Origin of the sequence: Nonomuraea sp. NPDC049480 (assembly GCF_044465905.1) — a bacterium.
Taxonomy (GTDB): Bacteria; Actinomycetota; Actinomycetes; order Streptosporangiales; family Streptosporangiaceae; genus Nonomuraea.
In genome coordinates, this window is sequence record NZ_JBITMD010000001.1 from 1 (window position 1) to 24,570 (window position 24,570).

Annotated in this window: 22 protein-coding genes; 5 read left to right on the forward strand and 17 right to left on the reverse strand. The window is 70.2% G+C overall.

What is annotated here, in order from left to right:
• Window positions 1-380: 380 nt before the first annotated feature.
• A complete protein-coding gene (locus tag ACIBX3_RS00005; RefSeq protein WP_397111510.1) occupies window positions 381-1,421 on the forward strand; it encodes an AI-2E family transporter in 1,041 nt (346 codons plus the stop codon).
• Here ACIBX3_RS00005 and ACIBX3_RS00010 read toward each other — a convergent pair.
• Both ACIBX3_RS00010 and ACIBX3_RS00015 read right to left on the reverse strand, forming a co-directional pair.
• Window positions 1,398-2,102 carry a DUF6597 domain-containing transcriptional factor gene (locus ACIBX3_RS00010; protein ID WP_397111511.1) on the reverse strand — a complete coding sequence of 235 codons (705 nt, stop codon included), beginning with the start codon at window positions 2,100-2,102 and terminating at the stop codon, window positions 1,398-1,400. The genes ACIBX3_RS00005 and ACIBX3_RS00010 overlap by 24 nt on opposite strands.
• A gap of 36 nt (window positions 2,103-2,138) precedes the next feature.
• Window positions 2,139-2,993, reverse strand: a complete 855-nt coding sequence (locus ACIBX3_RS00015) for a hypothetical protein (protein ID WP_397111512.1) — start codon at window positions 2,991-2,993, stop codon at window positions 2,139-2,141.
• A gap of 79 nt (window positions 2,994-3,072) precedes the next feature.
• On the opposite strand from ACIBX3_RS00015, the gene ACIBX3_RS00020 reads away from it, so the two are divergent.
• Entirely contained in the window at window positions 3,073-3,330 is a 258-nt protein-coding gene (locus tag ACIBX3_RS00020) for a hypothetical protein (RefSeq protein WP_397111513.1), read from the forward strand.
• On the opposite strand, the gene ACIBX3_RS00025 is transcribed toward ACIBX3_RS00020, so the two are convergent.
• Genes ACIBX3_RS00025 through ACIBX3_RS00050 form a run of 6 tightly spaced genes read right to left on the reverse strand, consistent with a single transcriptional unit; the run spans window position 3,320 to window position 8,911 of the window.
• Window positions 3,320-4,516, reverse strand: a complete 1,197-nt coding sequence (locus ACIBX3_RS00025) for an ABC transporter permease (RefSeq protein WP_397111514.1) — start codon at window positions 4,514-4,516, stop codon at window positions 3,320-3,322. The genes ACIBX3_RS00020 and ACIBX3_RS00025 overlap by 11 nt on opposite strands.
• Window positions 4,513-5,175, reverse strand: a complete 663-nt coding sequence (locus ACIBX3_RS00030; protein ID WP_397113341.1) for an ABC transporter ATP-binding protein — start codon at window positions 5,173-5,175, stop codon at window positions 4,513-4,515. Before ACIBX3_RS00030 ends, ACIBX3_RS00025 begins: the two co-directional genes overlap by 4 nt.
• Window positions 5,175-6,269, reverse strand: a complete 1,095-nt coding sequence (locus tag ACIBX3_RS00035; protein ID WP_397111515.1) for a peptidoglycan-binding protein — start codon at window positions 6,267-6,269, stop codon at window positions 5,175-5,177. The genes ACIBX3_RS00030 and ACIBX3_RS00035 overlap by 1 nt, the downstream gene beginning before the upstream one ends.
• Complete coding sequence (locus ACIBX3_RS00040) at window positions 6,266-6,793, reverse strand: hypothetical protein (RefSeq protein WP_397111516.1); 528 nt, start codon at window positions 6,791-6,793, stop codon at window positions 6,266-6,268. Before ACIBX3_RS00040 ends, ACIBX3_RS00035 begins: the two co-directional genes overlap by 4 nt.
• A gap of 23 nt (window positions 6,794-6,816) precedes the next feature.
• Entirely contained in the window at window positions 6,817-8,223 is a 1,407-nt protein-coding gene (locus tag ACIBX3_RS00045) for a sensor histidine kinase (protein ID WP_397111517.1), read from the reverse strand.
• A 10-nt stretch (window positions 8,224-8,233) separates the two neighbouring features.
• Window positions 8,234-8,911, reverse strand: a complete 678-nt coding sequence (locus ACIBX3_RS00050; RefSeq protein ID WP_397111518.1) for a response regulator transcription factor — start codon at window positions 8,909-8,911, stop codon at window positions 8,234-8,236.
• A 239-nt stretch (window positions 8,912-9,150) separates the two neighbouring features.
• Between ACIBX3_RS00050 and erm the strand changes: the two genes are divergently transcribed.
• A complete protein-coding gene (gene erm / locus ACIBX3_RS00055; protein ID WP_397111519.1) occupies window positions 9,151-9,969 on the forward strand; it encodes an ErmE/ErmH/ErmO/ErmR family 23S rRNA (adenine(2058)-N(6))-methyltransferase in 819 nt (272 codons plus the stop codon).
• On the opposite strand, the gene ACIBX3_RS00060 is transcribed toward erm, so the two are convergent.
• On the reverse strand, window positions 9,958-11,349 hold the full coding sequence (locus tag ACIBX3_RS00060; protein WP_397111520.1) for a hypothetical protein: 1,392 nt from the start codon (window positions 11,347-11,349) through the stop codon (window positions 9,958-9,960). The two genes, erm and ACIBX3_RS00060, sit on opposite strands and share 12 nt — an antisense overlap.
• 117 nt (window positions 11,350-11,466) lie before the next feature.
• Here ACIBX3_RS00060 and ACIBX3_RS00065 point away from each other — a divergent pair, with 117 nt between their 5' ends.
• On the forward strand, window positions 11,467-13,056 hold the full coding sequence (locus ACIBX3_RS00065; protein ID WP_397111521.1) for a molybdopterin-dependent oxidoreductase: 1,590 nt from the start codon (window positions 11,467-11,469) through the stop codon (window positions 13,054-13,056).
• Window positions 13,057-13,082: 26 nt separating this feature from the next.
• Here the strand turns inward: ACIBX3_RS00065 and ACIBX3_RS00070 are convergent, their stop codons facing one another.
• From ACIBX3_RS00070 to ACIBX3_RS00105, 8 genes are all read right to left on the reverse strand, one after another.
• A complete protein-coding gene (locus ACIBX3_RS00070; RefSeq protein ID WP_397113343.1) occupies window positions 13,083-13,601 on the reverse strand; it encodes a carbohydrate binding domain-containing protein in 519 nt (172 codons plus the stop codon).
• Window positions 13,493-15,175, reverse strand: a complete 1,683-nt coding sequence (locus ACIBX3_RS00075) for a fibronectin type III domain-containing protein (protein WP_397111522.1) — start codon at window positions 15,173-15,175, stop codon at window positions 13,493-13,495. Before ACIBX3_RS00075 ends, ACIBX3_RS00070 begins: the two co-directional genes overlap by 109 nt.
• A complete protein-coding gene (locus ACIBX3_RS00080; RefSeq protein WP_397111523.1) occupies window positions 15,172-16,746 on the reverse strand; it encodes a chitinase in 1,575 nt (524 codons plus the stop codon). The genes ACIBX3_RS00075 and ACIBX3_RS00080 overlap by 4 nt, the downstream gene beginning before the upstream one ends.
• A 149-nt stretch (window positions 16,747-16,895) precedes the next feature.
• Window positions 16,896-18,722, reverse strand: a complete 1,827-nt coding sequence (locus tag ACIBX3_RS00085) for a M14 family zinc carboxypeptidase (protein ID WP_397111524.1) — start codon at window positions 18,720-18,722, stop codon at window positions 16,896-16,898.
• A gap of 199 nt (window positions 18,723-18,921) precedes the next feature.
• Window positions 18,922-20,313 carry a cellulase family glycosylhydrolase gene (locus tag ACIBX3_RS00090; RefSeq protein WP_397111525.1) on the reverse strand — a complete coding sequence of 464 codons (1,392 nt, stop codon included), beginning with the start codon at window positions 20,311-20,313 and terminating at the stop codon, window positions 18,922-18,924.
• A 101-nt stretch (window positions 20,314-20,414) separates the two neighbouring features.
• Entirely contained in the window at window positions 20,415-21,005 is a 591-nt protein-coding gene (locus ACIBX3_RS00095) for a hypothetical protein (RefSeq protein ID WP_397111526.1), read from the reverse strand.
• Entirely contained in the window at window positions 21,002-22,393 is a 1,392-nt protein-coding gene (locus tag ACIBX3_RS00100) for a selenium-binding protein SBP56-related protein (RefSeq protein WP_397111527.1), read from the reverse strand. The genes ACIBX3_RS00095 and ACIBX3_RS00100 overlap by 4 nt, the downstream gene beginning before the upstream one ends.
• 31 nt (window positions 22,394-22,424) lie before the next feature.
• Entirely contained in the window at window positions 22,425-23,285 is an 861-nt protein-coding gene (locus ACIBX3_RS00105) for a TIGR03619 family F420-dependent LLM class oxidoreductase (RefSeq protein ID WP_397111528.1), read from the reverse strand.
• 91 nt (window positions 23,286-23,376) lie between these two features.
• Between ACIBX3_RS00105 and ACIBX3_RS00110 the strand changes: the two genes are divergently transcribed.
• The gene (locus ACIBX3_RS00110) at window positions 23,377-24,570 is read left to right on the forward strand and encodes a serine hydrolase domain-containing protein (protein WP_397111529.1); all 1,194 of its coding nucleotides are present in this window, start codon (window positions 23,377-23,379) and stop codon (window positions 24,568-24,570) included.

The window sequence follows — 24,570 nt, forward strand, 5'->3', positions numbered from 1 at the left end:
TCCAAGCAATAACCGTCAAATATGACGGGGTCATACATGTGTGATGCACATGCACTGGCTTTTAACACACTGTTGAGTTCTCAAGAAACGGACGCGTTTTCCGGCGTTTCGTTCCGTCTTTCGTTGTGTCTTAATTCTCGCCGCCGTTCGAGTTTCTGTCAAATTGACCGGACTCGCTCGATCTGCGGGAATCAATCCACGCCCCGTTTCCGGGACAACTCTTCTAACTTACCAGCTCTTCAGAGTGGAAGTGTCAGGGAGCCGTCCCCGAAGTGAGGTCGGCGATCAACGCCGTACTCGCGGGACTGGTGAACTCTATGTACGCCTCCCGGAACCGTCAAATCGACGCCTTCCCCCGCGGACGCGGGTAGGAACCCGGCGTGCGAGATCAACCACTGCCCAGAGCCGTCATCATCCTGGTGGGCGTCGCCGGCGCGGTGATCGCCCTGTTCGGCATCCGGGAGGTCGCCTCGATCGCCGGTCCCGTCGTGCTGGCTCTGGTCCTCGTCATCGCCGTCGCCCCCGTGCGCGGCTGGCTGCACGCCAAAGGGGCGCCCGCCTGGATACAAGTGGCGGTGCCGTTCCTCATCGTCGTCCTGGTGCTGGTGGCCATGGTCGGCATCCTCACCATCTCGGTCGCCGAGCTCGCCTCGCTGCTGCCCGCGTACGCGAACGAGTTTCAGCAGCTGGTGGCCGACGCCCAGCGGTTGGCCACCGCACACGGGCTGAGCAGCGACGTCATCAACCGGGCACTGCGGGCGTTCGACCCGAGCGGGTTGCTCGGATTGGCGCAAGCCCTGCTGGGGAGCTTGATCGGAGTTCTCTCCGGGCTGTTTCTCATCGTCGTGTTGTTGCTGGCGATGTGCCTCGACGCGCCGATCACCGCGAGAATTCTCTCCGCTGGGGAGGGAAGCCGGCCGCATCTCGTGACGGCGCTCTCTACTTTCGCGCACAAGACGCGTCGTTATCTCATCGTCTCCACGATTTTCGGGCTCTTGAACGCCATTCTCGACGTGGTCGCGCTGTCGCTGCTCGACGTGCCGTTGCCGCTGCTCTGGGGGGTGCTCGCGCTCATCGCCAATTACATCCCCAACATCGGATTCGTCATCGCGTTGTTGCCGCCCGCGATGCTGGGGCTGCTGGACGGCGGGGTGCGGACCATGGTGCTGGTCATCATCGCCTACAGCGTCATCAACGTCGTCACCCAGTCGTTCATCCTGCCCAAATTCCTGGGTGACGCGGTCGGGCTCTCGACGACGATGACGTTCATGTCGTTGCTCGTGTGGACTCTCGTGCTCGGTCCGCTGGGCGCCATCCTGGCCATCCCGCTGAGCCTGCTCGTCCGGGCGCTGCTCGTCGACAGCGATCCGAGCGCCAGATGGGCGCAGGCGCTCGTGTCAGGCAGGCCGCCGGACAGGTGACAGCAGCCGGCCCATCGGCACCCCGCTCAGCCGCTTGACGTCGTTGGACAGGTGCGCCTGGTCGCTGTAGCCGCCCTCGGCCGCCACCTCGGCGAGGGAGACGCCGGCGCGGGCCATGCGCAGCGCACGCTGGAAGCGGACGATGCGCTGGAGGATCTTGGGTGCGTAGCCGAAGGCGGTCACGCTGCGGCGGTGCAGCTGGCGCTCGCTGAGGCCGAGGTCCCAGGCCACCTCCGTCACCGTGCGCCCGGCCTTGAGCGCCTCGACCGTGGCGAACGTCGCGGGCTCGATGGAGTCGGAACGGGCCAGGCGGCTCTGGACCGCCGCCCGCATGGCCTCCAGGCGCCATTTCGGCTGCGGGGCGCACGCCTCGTCGATCGGCAGGCCGGGGAGCGCGGACAGGGGGACGCGCTGGTCACGCAGCTCGGAGAGCGGCACACCGAAGAAGTCGCCCACCGCGCCGGGCTTGAACCGGATGCCCACGAACGTGTCACCGGCCGCCATGGGCGTGGGCGCGGGGCCGGTGTCGGGTCCGGCCACGAACAGGCCGCCGGGGCCCCAGATCAGGTCGACGCAGGCGTCGGGCACCACCAGGTGGGTGCTGTCCGTCTCGCTGACCTGGTGCCACACGCAGGCGATGCGGCCGGCGAGGTCCGGGCCGGGAGGCCGTTCCGCGTACATACCTCCAACGTACGCGTCCCCGCCGACAGAACCATGTCAGCCCGGCAGCCGCCCGTACGCGCGCAGCGTCTTGAGCTGCGCGACGGTGAGGTAGCCGCTCCATTCGTGCGCCACCAGCGGCGTCCACATCTGGAAGTTCGGACTCCAGCCGCCCTCGTCGGACTGCGTGGACACGAGCGCGTCGAGGTGGGTGTCCAGGACGTCCTGCCCGAACAGCGGCAGCCGCAGCGGCTCGGGCGCGAAGTCCAGCGGGAAGTGCGCCTCCCCCGGCGTGTCCGGGTCCAGCGCGACCGTGGCGAGGATGGCCTCGCGCAGCCGGGCGAACTCGGCCTCCGCCCGTGAACGGTCCCGGACCAGGTTCAGGAAGGTCACGATCGCGCGGGCCTCGTACGGGCTGGTCTCCTGGACGGCCGCGATCCGCGACCAGCAGAAGTCGGTGGCGGTGGCCAGCCACGGATGCGAGATGCCGTGCTTGTGGAGGAGGCCGGCGATCGACGCCGTGGGGATGAGGTTGCCGGGCGGGTCGTCGTCCGTCTGCCACCAGGGGGCGCGCGGGTCGTCCCTGACGGAGGGCAGGACGAACGGGACCCCGCCGTCGGGGGTCGTGATGCCGGCCAGGTAGTCGCAGGCGGCGGGGACCATCGGCGAGTCGAAGGCGTCGAACTCGTCCAGGATCCAGAACGCCACCTCGACCGGCTCCGGTTGGCTGCCCGCGCCCCGCAGGTCGGGCTCGAGCGCGTGGCCGAAGCCGCCGTCGGGGTTCTGATAGCAGCACAGCACGTCCAGCACCCGCTCCCGCGAGCCGTCGCGGAACAGCGCCGCGAACCGCAGCCTCTCGATCAGCCGGCCGTGCAGCAGCAGGTATTGCTCCGCGCGATCCAGCACGTCCATGTCAGCCGTCCTTCCGTAGTGGGTTCTCGCGACGACGCTATCCATGGGCACATGCCGGGTTCTTGTAACAATCGGACGCATGGAGCGGCAGCGGCGATGGGACATCGACGAGCGGTACACCGGTGTGAGTGACGCGGCGGCGATGCTGCCCGCCGTGCACCAGCTGGAGGAAGCAATGCGCGGCGAGGGGTGGGTGACGGAGGAGCCGGACGCGCATCTGCTGCCCGCGCTGCGGCGGGTGCCCGGCTGCGAATGCGTGACGGGCGTGATGCCCGGCGACCCGCCGGGGGTGTACAAGTCGCACGGGCATCTCATCCGAGTGATCGTCACGGAGTAGCGAGTGCCTCCGTCGGCGGCATCCTGGCGGCGCGCATCGCCGGGTAGAAGCCCGCGACGCCGCCGATGACGAGCGTGGCGAGCACGCCGCCGAGCATGGCCCAGACGGGCACGATCGCCGGCCATGTCTGGAGGCTCGCGTACGCCGCGGTGACGCCGATGCCGAGGAGGACGCCGCCGACGCCGCCGATGGCCGACAGCAGCAGGGACTCGGCCAGGAACTGCAGCCGGATCTGGCCCCTGGTCGCGCCCAGCGAGCGGCGCAGGCCGATCTCGGCGCGGCGCTCCAGGACCGAGATGACCATCGTGTTGGCCACCCCCACGCCGCCGACCAGCAGCGCGACGCCGCCGAGGCCGAGCAGGAGGGCGTTCAGCGTGGCGTCGGTGGCCTGCTTGGCGGCCAGCGCGTCCGACGGTCTGGAGACCTCGACCTCGTTCGGCTTCTCCGGGTTGGCGGTGGCCGCCAGCACGTCACGGACGGCGACGACGTGCTCCTCCTGTGCCCTGGTGTAGATGGTGGTCGCGTACCCGTCGAAGTCCAGGCGCTCCTCCGCGACCGGCCAGCCGACCAGCGCGGCGGTGTCGAGTTCCGGGGCGAGCGGCGCGGGGGCGAGCACGCCGACGACGGTGAACCACTGGCCGCCCAGCCACACCCGCTGGTCGGGGCCCGCCTGGACGACGCCGAGCCGGTCGGCGGCCTTGGCCCCGAGCACGGTGGCCGGGTAGCGGTGCGTGGCCTCGTTCAGCCAGGAGCCGCCGGCCACGGTGGCGCCGACGTCCTTGAGCAGGTCGAGGCGGGCGGCGGTGACGGACACGCTGCCGGTCTCCGCCTTGGGGATGTGGTCGTTGCGGTAGACCTTGGCGGGCGTCGTGCCGGTGGCGGTGACCGAGGCGACGGGGGCGATCTGGCCGATCATGCCCTCGGCCTCGGCGGGCAGGTGGGACGCCTCCCCGAACAGGCTCTGGCCCGGCGACACGGTGAGCAGGTTCGTGCCGAGGGCTTCGAGCTGCCGGTTCAGGTCTTCCTGGCTGGAGGCGGAGATGCCGACGACGCCGAGCATGGCGGCGATGCCGATGGCGATGCCTAGCGCGGAGAGGAACACCCGCAGCGGCCGGGATCGCAGGCCCGCGCCGCCGACTCTGATCACGTCGCGGGGGCGCATGCGGGATGTGGTCAGCACCGTCACAGGCGTGCTCCTTCCGTGATGCGGCCGTCGAGCATCTCGACCTGCCTGGGCAGGGAGACGGCTATGTCGCGGTCGTGGGTGATGATCACTACGGTGGTGCCGCTCGCGTGCAGCTCGCGCAGCAGCTCCATCACGCCGGCCCCGGAGTGGGAGTCGAGGTTGCCGGTGGGCTCGTCGGCCAGCAGCAGCCGCGGTCCGCCGACGACGGCGCGGGCGATGGCGACGCGCTGCCGCTCTCCGCCGGACAGCTCGTGCGGGCGATGGCCGAGCCGGTGCCCGAGCCCCACGCGTTCCAGGGCGTCGTACGCGCGCAGCCGCCGCTCTCGGAGCGACGGGCCCGCGTACAGCAGGCCGTCGGCCACGTTGTCCAGCGCCGGCACCCCGCCGGCCAGGTGGAACTGCTGGAAGACGAAGCCGATGACGTTCGCGCGCAGGGCGGACAGCTGCTTGTCGGACAACGAGCCGACGTCGTGGCCGGCGATGCGGACGGTGCCGCCGGTGGGGCGGTCGAGGGTGCCGATCATGTTGAGCATGGTCGATTTGCCGGAGCCCGACGGGCCGACGATGGCGACGAGCTCGCCGTACTCGATGTTCATGGTGACGCCGCGCAGCGCGGCGACGTCGCCGTACAGCTTGCTCACGTCGCGCAGTTCGACGATCACTTGGGCACCGCCACGGCCATGCCCTCCTGAACGCCGTCGACCTCGACCTTGCCGTCGGCGAACAGGCCCGTCTCGACCGGGACGTAGCGGGTGGCCGAGCCTTCCACGACCTGTACGCCGTAGCCGCCCTCGGCCAGCGCGACCAGCGCGCCGACGGGCACGGCCAGGACGTTCTCGCGCTGTTCGGAGACGATCGTGACGTCCACGGGAGCGGCGTCGAACGACTTCTTCAGCCCGCTCACCGACACCGTGACCTCGACCGTGGTGGCGGTGTCGTTGCCGCTGCCGGTCTCGGTGGCGACCTTGCCGACGCTCGCGACCTTGCCCTTCACGGTGCTGCCGTCGGGCAACTCGACGGTGGCCTGCTGGCCCTTCTTGACCAGGTGCTCATCGGCCACGTCGAGGTTGACGAGCACCTCGCGCGTGCTGCCGGTGGCGGTCAGTACGGGGCCGCTCGCCGTGTCACCGAGGGTCTTCTTCAGCTCGGCGACACGGAGAGGGCCGTCGGCCACCACGACGTCGCCGGGCTGGACCACGCCTGTGACGTCGTGGCCGAGGTCCTCCTGCCAGTCCTCCACGGCCTCCCTGGTGGCCCAGGTGAACTCGTTGTCGACGTCGAAGCCGGTGTAGCCGAGTTTGTCCAGGTTGCGTTCGAGGAGCTCGACGTCCCTGCCCTCGACACCGTCCTCCAGGGTGCGGTAGAGGGGCATGTCGCCGTACAGGAGGGGGCGGCGGTCGGCGTCCACGCTGTAGACGCCGTGGCCTCGGGTGACGGTGGAGCCCTCGCCGGGGAGCCAGGTGATCGTGCCCTGGGACTTGCTCGCGATGGTGATCGGGTCGCCGTAGCCGAGGGCGCCGTCCACGGTCTTGGTCTCGGTGAGGGTGGTGCGGGTGACCTTGGCGGTGGCCGGAGGCGTGCGGCCGGCCACGGCCGTACCGGCGCCGTTGCCGCCGAAACCCACGGCGGCGGCCGCGAGGGCGGCGGCGAGCAGCGCGGCCCCGCCCGTCCAGGCCAGGACGCGCACCGGGCTGCGGCGGCGCGGCGGCAAAGCACGTGTGGCGCGCGCAGTCTTCTCCTCGATCTGGGTCACTCGGTCTCACCCGTTCTGGGGAACTTGTCCTGGCACGCGTCGAACGCCTTCTGGAACTGCGGGTCGTCGCGGTCGAAGTTGCGTCCTTCGCCGCTGCCCATGGTGCCGTCGGGGTTGGGGTCGGGCATGTCGACGCCGTTGTCGCGCATGCACTGGGCGAACTGCCGCATCTGCTCGATCTGCTCGGGGTTGAGCTGCGAGCGGTCCCTGGCCGGCGCGTAGTCGCGGCAGGCCTCCATGGCCTTCTGGACCTTGTCCCTGTCGACGTCCTCGCCGAGCTGCCTGAGACCGCCGCCGCCGTTGGGATCGGGGTCTTCCATGGGGATGCCCTGCTCGCGCATGCACTGGGCGAACTTCATGCCCTGTTCCTGGGGATCGGCGGTGCCGGTGGGCGTGGCGCCTGCGCTCGCCGAGGGCGGGGACGAGCTGCTGGATACGGAGGCGACTCCGGTGCTGCCCTGCTGCCCGCTGCAGCCGGCGGCCAGCGCGGCGAGCAGGGTCGTCGCGACGATTGTCCATCTCATGCTCCGAATGTGCCGAGCGCGCTTCAATACGAGCTGGGAGCCGCCTCGGAGTCAGGTAGGAGCACGCGGAAGCTGGTGCCCTTGTCCGGCGCGGTGTCGAGTTCGACGCGGCCGCCGTGTGTGCGGACGATGGCGGAGACAATGGCCAGGCCCAGCCCCGCGCCGCCGTCGGCCCTGGACCTGCCCTGGCCGATCCGGTAGAGGCGGTCGAACAGATGTGGCACGTGCTCGGGCGAGATGCCGGGCCCGGTGTCCGCGACCTCGAGCACGGCCATGCCGTCCGACCTGCCGACTTTGACGGTGATCACGGCGTCGGGCGGCGTGTGGCAGAGCGCGTTGCCGACGAGGTTGGCGGCCACCTGGCGCAGGCGGGCCTCGTCGCCCACGATCGAGACGGGCGCGAGGGGACCGCCGAACCCGCCCAGCCTGACCTGCCGCTCGGGCACCCGTACGCGGGCGTCCCTGATCGTGTCGGCGGCCACTTCGAGCAGGTCGACGGGGTGCCGGTCAAGCGGGCGTTCCTCGTCGAGCTGGGCCAGCGTGAGCAGGTCGTTGACGAGCACGCCCATCCTCGCGGCCTCCTCCTCGATCCTGCGCATCGCCTCGTCGGCGTCGCCGCCGCCCCTGCGGTGGAGCTCAGCGAAGCCGCGTACGGAGGTGAGCGGGGTGCGCAGCTCGTGGGAGGCGTCGGCGAGGAAGCGCCGCATGCGGGCCTCGGAGTCGGTCCTGGCGGCGATCTCGGACTCCAGCCGGTCGAGCATCACGTTCATGGCGCGGGCCAGCCGGCCGGGTTCGGTGTGCGGGTCGTGGCCGGGGACGCGGCGGGAGAAGTCGCCGCGGGCGATGTGCCCGGCGGTGGCCTCCATCCTGGTGAGCGGGCGCAGGCCGAGGCGTACCACGGCGGCGGCCGCCATGCCGAGCAGGAGCAGCACGAGCGCGCTCACCGCGACGGCGATGGCGATGGCCGCGTTCTGGGTCTGCTCCAGCTCGGCCAGCGACTGGGCGAACACCCAGACGCTGCCGTCGGCCACCTCGGCGGCGCGGATCCGCCACGACGGGCCCGAGGTGCCGGGAACGGTGTAGGCGACGTCGGTCCTGACCTCGTCAAGGACTGGAGCGGGGTCGCCGGGTGCGGAGCTCCTGAACCGCAGCGTGCCGTCGGGCTTGTAGATCATCATCTGGATGGCGGCGAACCGCCTGGTGAGCGTGTCGAAGTTGTCGTTCCCCTGGATCTGCCTCTGGGTGATCGCCGGGACACCCCGGGCGGTGGCGACCCTGGAGATCTGCGTCAGTTGCTGGTCCACGCGGCCCATCATGTTGTCGCGAAGCAGCGTGACGCCGAAGACGTTGGAGAGCACGAGAGCGACCGTGGTGAGGCCGAGGATGGCCGTGACCAGCCGGGTGCGCAAGGTCCAGGTGCCGGGTTTCATGGCAGGGTCCTCATCGCGGGGTCCTCAGCGTGTAGCCGACGCCGCGCACGGTGTGGATGAGCTGCGGCTCCCATTTGTCGATCTTCTTGCGCAGGTAGTAGACGTACGACTCGACGATGCTGGAGTCGCCGTCGAAGTCGTAGCGCCAGACGCTGTCGAGGATCTGCGCCTTGCTCACGACCCGGCCCGCGTTGGTCAGCAGGTATTCGAGGAGGTTGAACTCGGTGGGCGACAGGTCGACCGCCACCCCGGCCCGGCGTACCTCGTGGGCTTGCGGGTCGAGCTCCAGGTCGGCGTAGCGCAGGACGTCGTCCTCGGGGAGGGAGCGGCTGCGCCGCAGGATGGCGCGGATGCGCAGCACCACCTCCTCCAGGCTGAACGGCTTGGCCACGTAGTCGTCGGCGCCCAGTGTGAGGCCCCGCACGCGGTCCTCGACCTGGTCGCGGGCGGTCAGGAAGAGCACGGGGACACGCTCGCCGAGCCTCCTGGCGACCTCGAACCCGTCGAAGTCCTCCAGCATCACGTCGAGCACCACGATGTCGGGCGTGAACTCTCTGGCGGCCGTCACCGCCTCCGCGCCGGTCGCCGCCGTCCTGACCTCGAACGAGACCAGTCGCAGGGTTTGGGAGAGCAGGGCGCGGATGTTCGGCTCGTCGTCCACGACGAGAACCCTGGCCGGTCGGTCCATGGTCCAAGCATTACCCGAGCCAGCTCAATGCCAGCTCAAAATCCCTTTGCCGCGGCGACCCGGCACGACCTACTGTGATCGGCATGTCATGCATGTTCACCTGCCAGGTTTTCATTCGCATCCGCCGCAGCCGGGCTCTGGCCCGCTAGCGGACGCGATGACCTGAGGCCGCGCGTCCGCACGCGTGCCCAGGGCCCTTCGAGATTCGTTCACTCTCGAGGACCCGGAAGGGCAGTGCTGTGGCGCGGAATTTCGCACACGGAAACTATTCACACACCCAGAAGAAGGCCAGGAACACCGGGCGTACGGCCCGGGATCAGACGCGGCGTACGCTCTCGCAGAATTTCATGGTCGACCGGCATGCCGTCGACCTGATGGTCAAGGCCGCCGCTCCCGAAGGGCTCGTACTGGAGCCCGGCTCTGGGGAAGGGGCGCTCACGCTGGCGCTGGCAGAGGCCGGCGCGCGGGTCGTCGGCTACGAGATCGATCCCCGGCTGGCCGGACAGCTGGCCGCGCGTACGCGCAACGATCCCAGGATCGACGTGATCAGAGGCGACTTCACGGCCGCGCGGGCACCGCGTGAGCCGTTCGCGGTCGTGGGCAACATCCCGTACTCGGTCACGTCGAAGATCGTGGACTGGTGCCTGCGGGCGCCGGATCTGACCTCGGCGACGCTGCTCACGCAGCGCGAGTACGCCCGCAAGCGCGCCGGTGACTACGGCCGCTGGAGCCTGGTCACGGTGGAGTCGTGGCCGTGGTTCAGCTGGCGGCTCGGCGACACGATCGGCAGGGAGAGCTTCCGCCCCGTGCCGTCGGTCGACTCGGCGATCCTGCTCCTCCGGCGGCGGCCCGAGCCGCTGATCCGGGGCCGCCGTTCGTACCAGGAGCTGGTCGAGCTGGGGTTCGGCGGTGTCGGCGGATCGGTGCGGGCCTCGCTGAGGACCCGCTATCAGGGGGTGGACGCCGCGCTGGCGGCCGCGGGAGTACCCCGCGACGCCGTCGTGGGGTACGTCCACCCCGACCAGTGGATCACCCTGTGGGAGCGGCTATGCGGCTGAGGTGACCTTGGCCTTCGCCGATGTGTCGACGGCGGGGGCCAGGTCCGGGGCCGTCGAGACGCGGCGGCCCCACGGCATGGCCAGCGCCAGGATCGGCAGCAGCACGATCGAGGCGCGCGACCAGTCGCGGTGGAGATACCACCACGTGGTGACGTCGAACTGGGTCATGTAGAGATAGCCGTACGCCGCCCACAGCGAGACGCCGACGATCGCCGGCCAGGCGAACCGGGTGGGCCGGGCGATCAGGAACGGCATGAACCACAGCAGGTATTGGGCGCCCAGCCGGGGCGTCACCACCATGAACACCAGCAGGATGGCCATGGTCATGTCGATCGGGTCGGCCCGCCGCCAGACGAAGATCGCCCCGATGACGCATGCGTAGATGAGGTACGTGCCGAGCTTGGCCGCCCATGGGATCAGTGCCCAGTCGCCGCCGGTGATCCACGGCGTCCAGCCCCACTCGCCGATGATCGGCCGGATGTCCTGGATGATGCGGATGACCTCGGGGATCTGCTTGAGCGACGTGCCTGCGAAGATCGGCAGCGTCACCAGGAAGAAGATCGGCACCAGGCCGGTGGTGAACAGGGCGGCGACCCGGGAGCGCAGGTTGGGCAGGAGCAGCAACATGCCGGGGATCAGCCAGATCGGCCAGCTCTTGGCGCACAGCGCCAGGCCCATCAGCAGCCCGGCCAGCGCGGCGCGCTTGAGGTGCGCCACGTCGCCGGGGCCGGGCAGCAGGGCCCGGTGCAGCATGCCGCCGCGGCCGATCACCCGCGGGATCGAGGCGCGCACGCCGTACGCCGCCACGCCCCTGCGGACCTTGGCGACCACCTCGGTCCGCACCCCGGCCCGCTCGGGCGAGCCGGGGCCTCGGGCGACGACGAACGCGGCCACGCCGAACACGAGCGCGACCGGCTCGACCTGGCCGTGCACCGAGGCGATGAGCAGGGCGAGCGGGCTGAGCGCGTACTGCAGGGCGCGCAGCGACGCCTTGGGGCCGCCGGCCAGCTTGGCCACCAGCGGGATGAGCACGATGTCGGCGACCACGGTGACCAGGCGTCCGGCGTATTCCCACGGGATGCCGAGCCACAGCAGGATGCCGTACACGTAGGGGATCGTCGGCAGGAAGTGCCAGCCGCCCTCGCTGGCCAGCACCGGGTCCTGGCCCCGCAGCACCGCCTCGCCGGCGGGCTTGAAACTCTCCATGAAGTCGACGGGTTGCCATGAATCGATCGCCGAGGTGTACATGATGAGCACCCGCACGGCGACGCCCACCACGATGGCGACGACGAGCGGGGGCCGCCAATCGCGCCATTGGGCGACGAGGGCGAGCATGACACCGGCGACGAGGACTATCCCCGTGAGAACTGCGTAATCCATGGCGAGATCTAGCCTGCCGCAACAATCTGAGTGCCGCCACCTGGGCTTCCAATTCTTATCCCCGACATGCCGACACGTATCGCGATACGGCACCACGGTCTGTGTTCAACTTTTGCCATGGGGGGATCGCAGGTCAACCAGGCACTGGTCAGGCTCTACTTCGAGGTGAGGGATGGGCTGCGCGACCCGGTCGCGGCCTGGGCGAAACTCACAGGGAATTCTCAGCAATACGCCAGGGCGAGAGGCGAGCGCCGGGTACCGCTCGACGACGGCACGGCGGCCGAGCTGGCGGCGGCCGCGATCGTGCACACGGCCGCCGAGCACGGCGCCGAGCGGGTGGCCGCGCTGGCCACCTCGCCGCTGGCGGGGCTCGTCGGCGGGCTCGGGGGCGCGGTGCTGACCGAGCATCCGTGCGCGCCCGAGCAGGTGCTGGGGCCGCGGTTCGCCGGTCCGGGCGCCGAGGACTGGGCGCGGGCGGCGTACGTGCTGCTGTGGGGGGAGAACAACCGGCTCGTGCGGACGGCGGACACGCCGTGGGTGATCGCCGGCCGGTACAAGGGGCAGAAGGTGGTCGCGATCGGCACCCACCCGACGCGGCTGTCGGACGAGACACTGGTCGTGCGGCCTGGGACGGACGGGGCGCTGGCCATGGCCATGGGGCACGTGCTGCTCAAGGAGTTCTTCCTGGACCGGACGCCGTTCGCCCGGCATGCCATGGGGCGCACGGACCTGCCGTTCCTGGTGCGGCTGCGACCCAGGGAGGACGCGTACGTGCCGGGCGGGGTGGCGCTGGGGCGGGTCTGCGACCGGCTCGGCGTGTACGGCGGCGAGGCGGTGGAGGTGCTGCTGCCGCGCTTCGACGACGGGCCGGGTGTGCTGCGTCGCGGCGTGCCCGTGCTGCGTGACGGCGACGAGGTGCTGACGACGGTGTTCGACCTGCTGCTGGCGGTGTACGGCGTGTCACGCCCCGGGCTGCCGGGCGTGTGGCCGGACGGGTACGACGACCGCGCCGAGCCGTACACGCCGGCCTGGCAGGAGGCCTGCACCGGCGTGCCCGCGTCGCGCGCGCTGAAGATCGCCCGCGAGCTGGGGGTGACGGCGGAGAAGACCGGCGGCCGGTGCGTGATCGTGCCGGGACGGCTGGAGACGCCGCACGCCGACACCGCCTACCGGGCGATGCTGGCGTTGCTCGTGCTCACCGGGTGCGGCGGCGGCTGGGCGCAGGCGGGCGGGGCGGGCATCCCGCTGGTGCCCTACCTGTGCCTGCACGCCTGCGGCGAGGACCGGTCGGACGTGGGCGCGCTGAGCTGGGCGCTGGCGGAGGGGCTGTTCGCTCGCCGGACGTCGCGGTCGGTGCTGCTGGAGGCGGTGCGCGACGGCTGGCCGATGGCGCCGCCGCCGCGGGTGCTGGCCCTGCCGCGGCCGATCTACCCGCTGCCGCCCGGCGTGGATCTGCTCATCGGGCCCGACGACCACTGCGACCTGTCGCCGCCGGACGCGCGGCTGGTGGCCGACGCGGTGGCCAGGCTGACCGGGCACACGGCCGTGACCGAGCCGGACGGCCACAAGCCGGGCGGGCGGATGCGGCTGCTGGTGGACCACGCCTGGATGCACGAGTACGGCGAGGCCCTGCCGACGTACCGCCCGCCCGGCCTGGGCGTGCCGCTCAAGCCGACCCAGCTCGTCCGCGTCACGGGAGAGCGTTGAGATAGGACCGGTGGCTCCTGGAGACTTCATCGATGCGGGCAGCCGGATGGCCACCTGGTCCTGGCGCAGCGGCGGGAACACGTTGGACGGATCAGGTTGACGATGACCGGGTGGTGGGGGCGGCCCGTCCCCGGCCGGACGGTGACGGTCTGCCGGCACCTGGCGATGTCACTGCCCGCCGGGATGGCGCGCAACGCTTTCGCGCCGCCGTGCACGGGCGACGACACGGCCGCCGCGCCGGACCCCGCCGAGCAGGTCCAGCCGGTCAGCCCGGACTCGAAGCCCGGATTGGCCAGGATGTTCGCGGCCGCGGCCGGGGAGGAGTGGAGTGGAGTGCGGTGAGTCCCAGGGCGAAGAGGGCGGCCAGCGCTCGGAATCTCGTGGGAGCTCCTTCGCAGGGGCCCGCCCCTCGGTGAGGGGCGGGCCGGGTCGCGGGTCAGAAGCCGGCGGTGATCCTGGTGAACTCCCAGTCGGACTGGGCGATGCCGCTGCAGTTCGACACCACACCGCCGCCGGGGCAGGGGCGGTCGCGGTTGACGGCCCAGTACGCGAACCTGGTCAGGCCCTTGGACCTGGCCCAGTCACGGATCTGGGTCCAGGTGGCGGGGGTGGTGAGCTCCTGCTGGTCGGACAGGCCGTTCATGCCGGAGATGCCCATGCGCGCGTACGCCTGTGCGTCGCTCCAGCCGAACGCGTTCTTGAGGGCGTTCTTCAGTCCCTCGGAGGCGTTGACGGTGTCCTGGTAGATGTTGGAGCTGCCGAAGTCGAACGGCATGATCGTGTAGTTGTCGATCGGCACGCCCAGCGCCCTGGACTGGTTGATCAGCCGGATGCCGTGGGCGTTCGGGCCGGTCCGCGTGGTACCGAAGGTGACGACGACCTTGACGTTCGGGTTGTTCTGCTTGACGATCTTGAGGCCGTTCAGGATGCGGTCCTGGACGGTGTAGTTCTCGAACTCGTCGGTGTTCTCGATGTCGAAGTCCACGACGGCGGGGCCGACGGCGTTGATGACCTGCTGCACCGCGTTCGCGAACGCCTGCGGGGTGGAGCAGTTGGGGCCGAGCTTGTTGCCCGACCAGCCGCCGAAGGAGATCTGGACGTTGCCGCCCTTGGACTTGATCGTGTTGATCGCCTGCTGGTCGGCGCCGCCGGTCAGCGGGCGGTTGCCGTCCCAGGCAGGGGTGCAGCCGCCGCTGGACAGGATGAACGCCATCGTGAACGACCTGACGCCGGTCGCGTCCATGACCGTGCCCGGGTTGGGCGGGTTGCCCCAGCCCATGTAGAGGTAGGGGGCGCCGGCCATCTTGCCGGGGTTGGTGCAGCCGCTCGTGGTGGCGGTGGCGTCCCGCCCGTCCGACTCGCCGGCCGAGTTGTACGCGCGCACGGTGTAGGTGTGCGTCGTGCACGCGCCGAGCCCGGAGATCGTCGCGCTGGTGCCGGTTACCTGGGCGCGCTGCGCGCCGCCCTCGTACACGCGGTAGCCGGTCACCGTGCCGGACGAGGCACCCCAGCTGAGCGAGATGCTGGAGCCGGTGACGGACGTGGAGATCGTGCCCGGCCGTCCGGGAGCGCCGGTGCCGCCAGAGGTGGTGGCGGTCACGGAGTTGCTGTTGCCGGAGAGGTTGCCGGCGGCGTCTCGGGCCCGGACCGTGTAGGTGTAGCCGGTGTTGGCCGCGCGGCCGGTGTCGGTGTACGTGGTGCCGGTCACCGTGGTCACGAGGGTGCCGCCGCGGTAGACGTTGTAGCCGGTGACGCCCACGTTGTCGGTGGAGGCGTTCCAGGCCAGCGAGACGCTGCTGGAGGTGACGCCGGTCGAGCGGAGGTTGCCGGGGACGGACGGCGCGGTGGTGTCGCCGCCGCTGCCGGTGCCGGGCTTCCAGAGCGCGGGCACGTTCGGCGGCTCCCAGCCGGGCTGGGAGGTGTGGGCCTGGAGGCAGACGTAGTCGACGCCGTTGTAGGTGACGACCGCGCCGACGGCGTACGAGGTCCACGGGGCCCAGGCGGCGGCCATCTGCTGCGCCGCGCCGTAGGCGGCGGGGGCGCCGGTGGCGAGCCCGGCGCCGGTCAGGGCGAGGACCGTGCCGGCGAGTAATGCGAGGATTTTGCTGCGAAATTTCATGGCATTCCCTGAAGGTGCGGCTTGACGGTCTTGGAGAACGACCAGTTGTTGCTCGCGTCCCAGTTGATGGACCACGTCATCGCGCCCCGGATGTCCGGGTAGGCGCGTGGCGGCACGAAGGTCCCGCAACCGGTGCGCTTGGCCAGGCAGTCGAGCGCCTGGTTGACGAGGGAGGGCGACACGACCCCGCCGCCCGCCGCGCCCGGGCCGGCCGGCAGGCCCAGCGCCACCTGGTCGGGGCGCAGGCCGTTCTCGAGCTGGATGCAGGCCAGCGCGGTCATGAAGTTCACCGAGCCCTGGGCGTAGGCGAAGGCCTGATCGCATCCGAGCATGGAGCCCGAGTTGTAGTACTGCGTGTGGACGACGGTGAGGATGTCCTTGATCGACAGGGCGAGCTTGAAGTACTCCATCCCGGTCGACTGCATGTCGATGGTCTGCGGGGCCATCGTGATGATCAGGCTCGAGCCCGCCTTCGCGCGGAGCGCCCTGAGCGCCTGGGCCATGTAGGTGGCGTTGAGCCCGTTCTCCAGGTCGATGTCCACACCGTCGAAGCCGTAGCTCTGCATGAGGGCGTACACGGAGTCGGCGAACCTCGTCGCCGCCGCGGCGTCGGCGACCTGCACGCGCCCGGCCTCGCCGCCGACGGACAGGATGACCTTCTTGCCGCGCTGATGCAGGGTCTGCACGTCGGCCTTGAACTGGGCGTCGGTGTAGCCGCCCACCGCCGTGGCCAGGCCGGGGTCGAGGGTGAAGACGACCTGGCCGGGAGTGGCCGTGGCCTCGCCGAACGCGATGGCGACCAGGTCGTACTCGGCAGGCACGGCCGACAGCTTGAGTTCGGTGGCGGCGTTGACGAAGTTGTGCCAGTAGCCGGTGAGGAAGTGCCTGGGCAGCGTGCCGCCGCCACCCGTGCAGCCGGTGGTGGTGCCGGTCACGGGATCGCCGGGGGCCGACTCGCCCTGGCTGTTGTACGCCTTGACCGTGTAGGTGTGGCTCTCGCAGGCCCCGAGCCCGCCGATGGTCGCCGTGGTGCCGGTGACGGTGGCCTTGACCGTGGTGCCCTCGTACACGCGGTAACCGGTCACCGTGCCCGGCGAGGCGCCCCAGGTGAGGGTGATGGAGGTGTTCGTGCTCGTGGCCGAGGCCGCGCCTGGCTTGCCGGGGACGCCGGGCTGCTGGCCGCCACCGCCGCAGGACGCGCCGTTCAGCGTGCAGCCGGTGATGCCGGGGAAGTTGCCGGGGCTGCCGTTGAAGCCGAAGCTCGCGCTGGCCCCCGCGGCGAGCGTCGGCGCCCAGGTCGGGTTGGTGAAGGTGTAGTGCTGCCCGCTCCTCGTCATGACCGCGTCCCACGCGGAGGGGATCGAGAAGCCGGCCGGGACGTCGAACTGGACGTTCCAGCCGTTCATGGCCGTGGAGGTGCCGTTGGTGACGGTGACCTTGCCCTCGAATCCCGAGCCCCAGTCAGAGACTTCGACGAAGGTCGCGGTGGCCGTGGCGGCTTGGGCCGGAGATGGGGCGATCAGACTCAGTGCGACGGTTGCTAACGCCAGGAGGATCTCGCGGTGTTTCACGGGGGTCTTCCTTTGGGGGGTCGCGTGCCGTACGGCTCGCGCCGGGGGGCGAGAGCGCGAGCCGTGCGGCCCACTTTTAGGAAAGTTTCCTAAGAGTTGTCGCGATCGTAGCCTTGACACCCCATGCTTACAAGACCCAAAAGGCGTGTTTACGGCTGCTGCGTGATCCTGACGTCATCGACTCCGGCCTCGACCAGGGAGGCGCCCGAGGCGTCGGCGGCGTCGATGACAATGCGGACCGTCTGGCCCGCGAACGCGTTCAGGCTCGCGGAGGCGGTCGCCCAGGCGCCGTTGCGGTTGGAGGCCGCGCCTGCCTGGTTCAGGACGGTGGTCGTGGTGTTGCCCACGACGCGAACTCTGAAGTAGTCGGCGCTGGAGGCGTTCGAGCCGTGCGCCAGGTACCACGAGAAGGACAGGTTCAGCGCGCCCGACGACGGGAGCGTGATCGGCGGGGACTGGATGGAGGTGACGCCGCCGTCGATGTCGTTGGCGCCGGCGGACGCGCCTGCCAGCCTGGCGGTGACCAGGTCATTCGTGCCACTGACCGTTGTGCCGAGCTGCTTGGCGCCCGAGGACGTGGTGGCCTCGGGGTCACCGCGCTCCCACTGGCCCAGGGTGGCGGTGTCGGTGCCGCCCGGGTTGACGGTCCAGCCGGCGACCGTCTCGAAGGTGTCGGAGTAGACGGTCACCGGCGGGTTGCCGGTGCCGCAGTACTGGGCCTCCTTGCCGATGATCCGGTACACGCAGTCGGAGTACTCGAGGAAGCGGAGCACCGCCTCCCTGTTGCGGGTGGTCTGGGGGACGATCTGCTCGTCCGGCGGGTAGAAGCCGGGGTTGGAGCCGGTCGGGAACATCTCGAACGTGAAACTGAAGATCTTGTACGCGCCCCACATCCAGTCGTCGATGGTGCCGTCGGTGATGTAGAGGTCGCTGGCCTGCTCGGGCGTGTAGCCGTTGGTGGAGGCCATGTTCTGGCCGAGGGTGGCGTGGGCGTCCCGGTCGTCCTGGGTCAGGCCGGGCGCGGTGTCGTTGAAGGTGTAGCCGTAGGGCCAGAGGATCAGCTCGCTGTAGGTGTGCCAGTCGATGTGCGCCTTGAGCTGCTGGACGCCGCCTACGACGCGGCTGCGTACCCAGTTGGCCGCCGCTCTGACCTCGGGCGCCGACTCCGCGGCCGAGCCACGGTAGGTGTCGCTCGACGTCGAGCCCGAGGAGCCGCCGCAGCAGCCCCAGTTGTAGGCCCAGTTGCGGTTCATGTCGGTGCCGACGGCCGACGAACCGGAGTTGGGCTGGCGGTTCTTGCGCCAGGAGCGGTAGGTGCCGGTGGCGATGTCGTACTCGCCGCCGTCGGGGTTCATGTCGGGCATGATCCAGATCTCCCTGGAGTTGACCAGGTTCGTGATCCTGGAGTCGCTGCCGTAGTTGTCGGCGAGCAGGTGCATGATGTACAGCGCCATCTCGACGGTCAGGTGCTCGCGGGCGTGCTGGTGGGCGGTGAAGAGCACCTCGGGCTCGGCCTCGTCGGTCCCCACGTTGTCGCTGATCTTGATGAGGCGGAGCGCCCTGCCCTCGTGCGACGTGCCGTACGTCGTCTGGCTGACGATGTTCGGATGGGCCGCGACCAGGGCGTTGATGTTCGCTGTCATCTCGGCGAAGTTGTGGTAACCGGAGTCCGCCGGCGGGAAGTCAAACGCGTCGGCGGACGGGGGTGTCGGGCGCGGGACCTCCGCAACCCGGTAGCCGAGCCGCTTGATCGCGGACACCTCGGCTTCCGTGGCCGTGACCAGGACGGAGTCCGCGGCCACCTCCTCGATGGCCGCGCCGGTGGCGGCGACGGCGCTGCGCTGCTGCGCGGTGGCAGGGCCTGACACGCGGTACTGCTTGTTGGGCGGGGGCTCGGCCGAGGCGCCCGCCCCGGTCATGCCGGTGAGGCTGATCAGGCTGAGGGCTGCCAGAAGGATGACTAAACGGCGTTTCACCTGTCCTCCATGGGCGCTCGGGATCTCGGGTGTTGACCGGCGCCTGAACCGACATTGATGAGGTTGGCTCATGTAGGAAAGGCCCAAATTTACGGACATGCACCGTCGCCTTGACATGTCCTTGCCAGATCGAGCAGCGGATCTTCCGCGGCGGCCGGCCGGCCAGGGCCGGTGGGGACCCTGGCCGGAGCTGATGAGGTCAGAAATCGTCGGCGGTGCGGATGCGGTCGCGGATCCAGACGCCGGCCGGCTTGAGCCGCGAGGTGCCGGCGAAGGGGCCGCTCGGGCAGGTGCCCTCGGTGAAGACGGCGCCGGAGCGGAAGTCGTCGGAGTAGTTCCAGTTGACCCAGCTGATCTTCTTCTGCGCCATCAGGTCGATGTACTGCTGCGACCTGGTGAAGTTGTTCGACCCGTCACCGGAGGACGTCTGGGTGCCGAACTCCGTGACGAACATCGGGATCCGGTCGGCCGCCCTGGACAGCGTGTTGAGGTATTCGCTGCCGTGGGAGGCGGCGTAGAAGTGGAAGGTGTACATGATGTTGGTCGCGTTGACCGGGTTGTTGATCACCTCGGTCTCACTGGCGCCGTCGGAGACGCCGAGCGACGACCAGGCGCGGGTGCCGATGAGGATCGGGGTGTCGGGGTCGTGCTGCCTGATCACCGGGATGAGCTGGTGGGCGTAGTTCCTGACGGTGGACCAGGAGACGCCGTTGGGCTCGTTCGCGATCTCGTACAGGAGGTTCTTCTTGTCGTTGTGCCGCTGGGCGATCTCGGTGAAGAACGTCCTGGCGCGTGACAGGTTGTAGTTGGGGTCGCCGGGGCTGAGCATGTGCCAGTCGACGATGGCGTACATGCCGCGCGCGGTGGCCTGCTCGATCAGGTTGTGCACCCGGTCGGTGAACAGGCGGGGGTTGGTCTCGTAGCCGTCCTCCTGGATGTACATGGAGATGCGCAGGACATCGGCCTTCCAGTCGTTGGCCAGCGCGTCCAGGGAGGCGGTGTTGAGGCACTGGTGGTACCACTGCAGGCCGTGCGAGCTCATGCCGCGCAGCTGGATCTGCTTGCCGTTCTCGTTGCAGAGCCGGACGCCGCACACCGTGAGCTGCCCATTGGCCTGGACGGGGGTGCCGCCGGCCGAGGGGGCTCCGATGACGAGGCGGTCGAGGTTGGGGCCGCCGTTCGCGGTGGTGGCGGTCGCGCGGACCGTGTTGGCGCCGGCGTTCAGCGTTGCGGTGAGCGTGGTCTCCTGCCAGCCGGTCCAGGCGCCGGTGCCGGGGAAGTCCCGGTTGGTGGTGGTGCCGTTCACGGCGATGGCCATCGGGCGGTTGATGGTGGTGCCGTTGGCGTATCTGAAGGTGAGCGTGGCGGGGCCCGCCGTGGCGGCGTCCACGGCGAACTCGACGTACGAGCCGGTGGCGTTGACGTAGTTGACGAAGCCGGTGCCGCTGTAGCCGGTGTGGTTCGACTCGACCGCGCCCTGGGAGATCGTGGCGTTCTCGGCCTCGTACGTGGTGGCGGCCTGAGCCGGCACGGCCTGTAACGAGGCGATGACGATCGCGGCCAGCGCGGCGACGCGCAGGGATCGATGCATGGACGAGCGCTCCCTGTTTCATTAGGAAACTTTACTAACGAGCAAGTGGAGCGTAGATGCGCGAGCTGTCAGCGGACAAGACCCAAAATTGACCGGGCCGGTCAAGCCTGGAGTACGGTGAGGACGCCCGCGCAGACGAGCGCGACCGCCCACATGCGGTCCACGTTGAACCAGGCCCGCCGGAGCACCGCCAGCCCGGCCACCTTGTAGACGATCACGGCGATCGTCCCGGCCACCAGGAACATGGCCAGCGTGTGGTACGCCGCCACGGCCAGCCCCCCGGAGACGGCATGGCCGTGCGTGTGCTGCACGGTGAACACGGGCAGCAGCATCAGCCCGGCCCCGTGCGCCGACGACATCAGGAACGACCAGGCCGCCAGTTGCCACAGCGACAGGCGCATCCCCACCCAGCGGAAGTGCCGGGACGACAGCAGCCGCCACAGGCCGAACACCACCAGCACCACCCCGCCGCCGACCGCCAGCACGGTGCCGGTCGCCAGCGAGCCGGTGGCGGCCACGACGAGCGCCACCAGCGCCACCGAGCCGAGATGCCCTGCGGCGATCGCGGGGATGGACTGCAGGAGCCGGTCGACGCTGCGTTCCTGCAGGCCGCGGGCCACGGCGAAGAGCCAGCCCATGGCGGGGTTCAGCCCGTGGAAGGCCCCGAGCAGGAGCACCGCCGTCAGCGTCACGGGTAGCAGTAGGAGTCGGAGGAGGCATCGCCGCCTTGGAGACGGACCTGGTGGGGGCGCAGGCCGCGGAAGTCGTCGCCGTGCGGGAAGAAACGGGTGTCGAAGGTGAACGAGTCCGTGTCGATCTTGGCCATCCAGGCGCCCACGCCCTCGGGGTAGAACTGGTCGTCCCAGGAGCCGTACAGCGAGTTGGTGAGGTAGACGCGCCGGCCGTCGCGGCTGACCTCGACCATCTGCGGCCCGCCGCGCAGGGCGAGCCCCGGATCGGCAGGGTGCGGCTCCTGACGGGCGATGCCGCCGGCCCGCAGCGACCCCAGCTCCACCGGCCGGTACGGATCCGACACGTCGTACTGCTTGATCTCCCCCGTGCCCCAGCAGGAGACGTACAGCCGCTGGTCGTCCACCGCCAGCGCGATGTCGGTCACCAGCGGCGGCACGGCCTTGAACGGCTGCAACAGCGGCGGGAGCACGCTGGGATCGGCCGGCTCGGCCGGAATGGAGATGACCTTGCGGACCTGCCAGCGGCCGTCCTCGTGGAACCAGAGCCACACGGAGGCCGACAGGTCCTCGACGCTGATGGCGACGCCGACGAAGCCGTACAGGCGGGTCGGGTCGTGCGCGGGGCGCAGCTCCAGCGGCATCTGGTACTGGTCGCCCAGGTCGACCTCCTGGACGTGGGTACGCTTGCGCAGATCCCAGAAGTGCAGCTTGTGGCCGTATTTCCGGCCGAGCAGCAGCTCCCCGACCACCCCGTCCTCGATCATTGACGGCGTCCCCCACTCCGAGGACACCAGCACGTCATGGTTGATGTGCCACCAGAAGTCGTACGCCAGGTACTGCGGTCCCCGGTCCAGTTCCCACTGCCCGGTCACCTCGAAGGACGTGTGGTCGAGCACCGCGATGCCGCCCGGACCGTCCTGGCCGTCCGCACCGCCGAGCGCCGAGACGTACAGGCCCTCGGGCCCGCAGTGGACGGTGTGCGGGCGCGAGTAGCCGGCGCGGCGGGCCAGCGTCTCCGGTTCGATGACCTTGACCAGCTCCGGGCTGACCCGGTCCTTGGTGTCGTAGATGTGGATGCGCGAGGAGCGCAGGCCGGGCACGACGAGGTAGCGGCGCTCGACGTGCGGGTGCGGCGCGTTCGGGCACAGGGCGCTGCTGCACGCGTTCCAGCCGAAGTGGTGCAGCTCGTCGCCGGTGTTGGGCAGGTCCGTCCAGCCCGCGACCGTGCCGTAGCCTGCCGAGGAGGGATCGGTGTCGATGACGGCCAGCGCGTCCGGCCGCTCGGCCGTGCGGTCGAAGGCGGCCACGTAGGCCAGCTTCTCGGGTGGCGCGCCGGCCGCGTCCCTCGGCGACGGGTAGAACGTAGGATCGGGAGTCCAGAGTGTCATTACTCCAGATATAGACCGATTCCCGACCCGGTCAATAGGTATTGAGCTGCTGGATGCGGCCGACCATCTCGGCCGGGTCGGCGTCGAACGTCTGCCAGCAGACGTGGTCGACGCCCATCGCCCTGACCTCGGCCAGGTCCTCGGCCACCTGCTCGACCGACCCGGTCAGGGGCATGCGCTCGTCCAGCGGCCGGTCCGTGACCGACCCGTTGATCTGGGCGACCAGCGGCCCCTGGCCCTTGCCGTACGTCTGGACGGCGTCCCTGAGCTGCTCCCAGGCGAACACCACCACGGTCATCCCCAGCCCGAGCCTGGCCGCCCGCTCGATCGCGGCCGGCGCCGCCGCCCCTGCCAGCAGCGTCAGCCCGGTGGGCTTCGGGCCGATCTGCGACTCGGGGATGGAGTAGAAGCGGCCGTCGAAACGCACGGGGTCGGGGCCCCAGCAGGCGCGCATGGCGGCAAGGTGCTCCTCGAAGCCGGCGCCGCGCCGCCTGGCGGGCACGCCGGTCGCGTCGAACTCCTGCTGCATCCACCCCTGCCCCAAGCCGATCATGGCGCGCCCGCCGCTGAGCCGGTCGAGCGTCGCCAGCCGCTTGGCCAGCACGACCGGGTTGTGGAAGAGCGCGTCCACGACGCTCGTACCGAGCCGGATCGTGCTGGTCTTGGCCGCGACGTACGCCAGCGTCTCCAGCGGGTCGTACATGGCGCCGATGCCGTCCGGCAGCGGTAAGACCTGGTCGGTGCCGGCGAGCAGCGGCTCGGCGGGCCGCAACAGCCGCTCGCCCGTCCACACCGCGCCCAGTCCCGCCCGCTCCGCCTCCAGCGCCACCCCGGCGATCGCCTCCGGGTCCGCGTGCCGCCCCCACGTGGGGAGGCCGATTCCGAGATCCATCTCGGGCTCCTCTCTGCTCACCGGTATTGACCGGCATGACGATGAAAAGTCATCACTTTACGGAACCCTTCTTTCATGGTTGCTTCATGAGATGAGCGTGCAAGGTACCTGTGATCCAGGCTTCTCCCAGGTCGCGGAGGAGTTCGAGGTCAACCTCGCCTCCCGCGGCGAGGTGGGCGCGTCAGTGTGCGTGATCGTCGACGGCGAGGTCGTCGTCGACCTGTGGGGCGGCCAGGCCGCGCCCGGCGTCCCCTGGCAGCGCGACACCATCGGCCATGTCTGGTCGTGCACCAAAGGCGCCACCGCGCTCTGCGCCCACCTGCTGGCCGCGCGCGGCGAGCTGGACCTCGACGCGCCCGTCGTGCGTTACTGGCCCGAGTACGGCGCCGCGGGCAAGGAATCGACGCTCGTCCGGCACCTGCTCGCCCACCAGGCCGGGCTGCCCGCGCTGCGCGAGCCGCTGCCGCCGGGTGCCTTCTACGACTGGAAGCTGATGGCCGATCGGCTCGCGGCCGAGGAGCCGTTCTGGGAGCCGGGGACCGCGCACGGGTACCACGCGCTGACGTTCGGCTACCTCGTCGGGGAGGTGGTGCGGCGGGTGAGCGGGCGCTCGCTCGGCACATTCTTCCGCGAGGAGGTGGCCGAACCGCTCGGGCTGGAGTTCTGGCTCGGCCTGCCGGAGGAGCAAGAGGGCAGGATCGCGCCCACGATCCCCGCCGATCCTCCGCAGGTGCCGCCCACGTTCTACGTCAGGGCCTTCACCGATCCGGCATCGATGCCCGCGCTGCTGCTGGCCAACGAGGGCGGCTACATGGCGCCCGGCGAGTCGGACAGCCGGGCGGCGCACCAGGCCGAGTTCGGGGCCATCGGCGGGATCACGAACGCCCGGGGGCTGGCCGGCCTGTACCGGCCGCTGTCGCTGGGCGGCGGGGAGCTGGTCGGCAGGGAGCACCTGCAGGTCATGGCGCTGACGGCGGTGGCGGGCGGCGACGCGGTGCTGGCCGTGCCGACGCGCTTCTCCCTGGGGTTCATGAAGTCCGCGGACAACCGGCACCTGCCGCCCGCCGACAGCGAGGGCGCGCTGATGTCGGCGACCGCGTTCGGGCACGCGGGGATGGGCGGCTCGGTCGGGTTCTGCGATCCGGCGGCCCGGATGTCGTTCGGCTACACCATGAACAAGCAGGGCACCGGGCTCGGGATCAACCCGCGCGGGCAGGCCCTGGTGGACGCGACGTACCGGACGCTCGGCTACCAGCGGGTATACGGTGGGATTTGGTACATATAG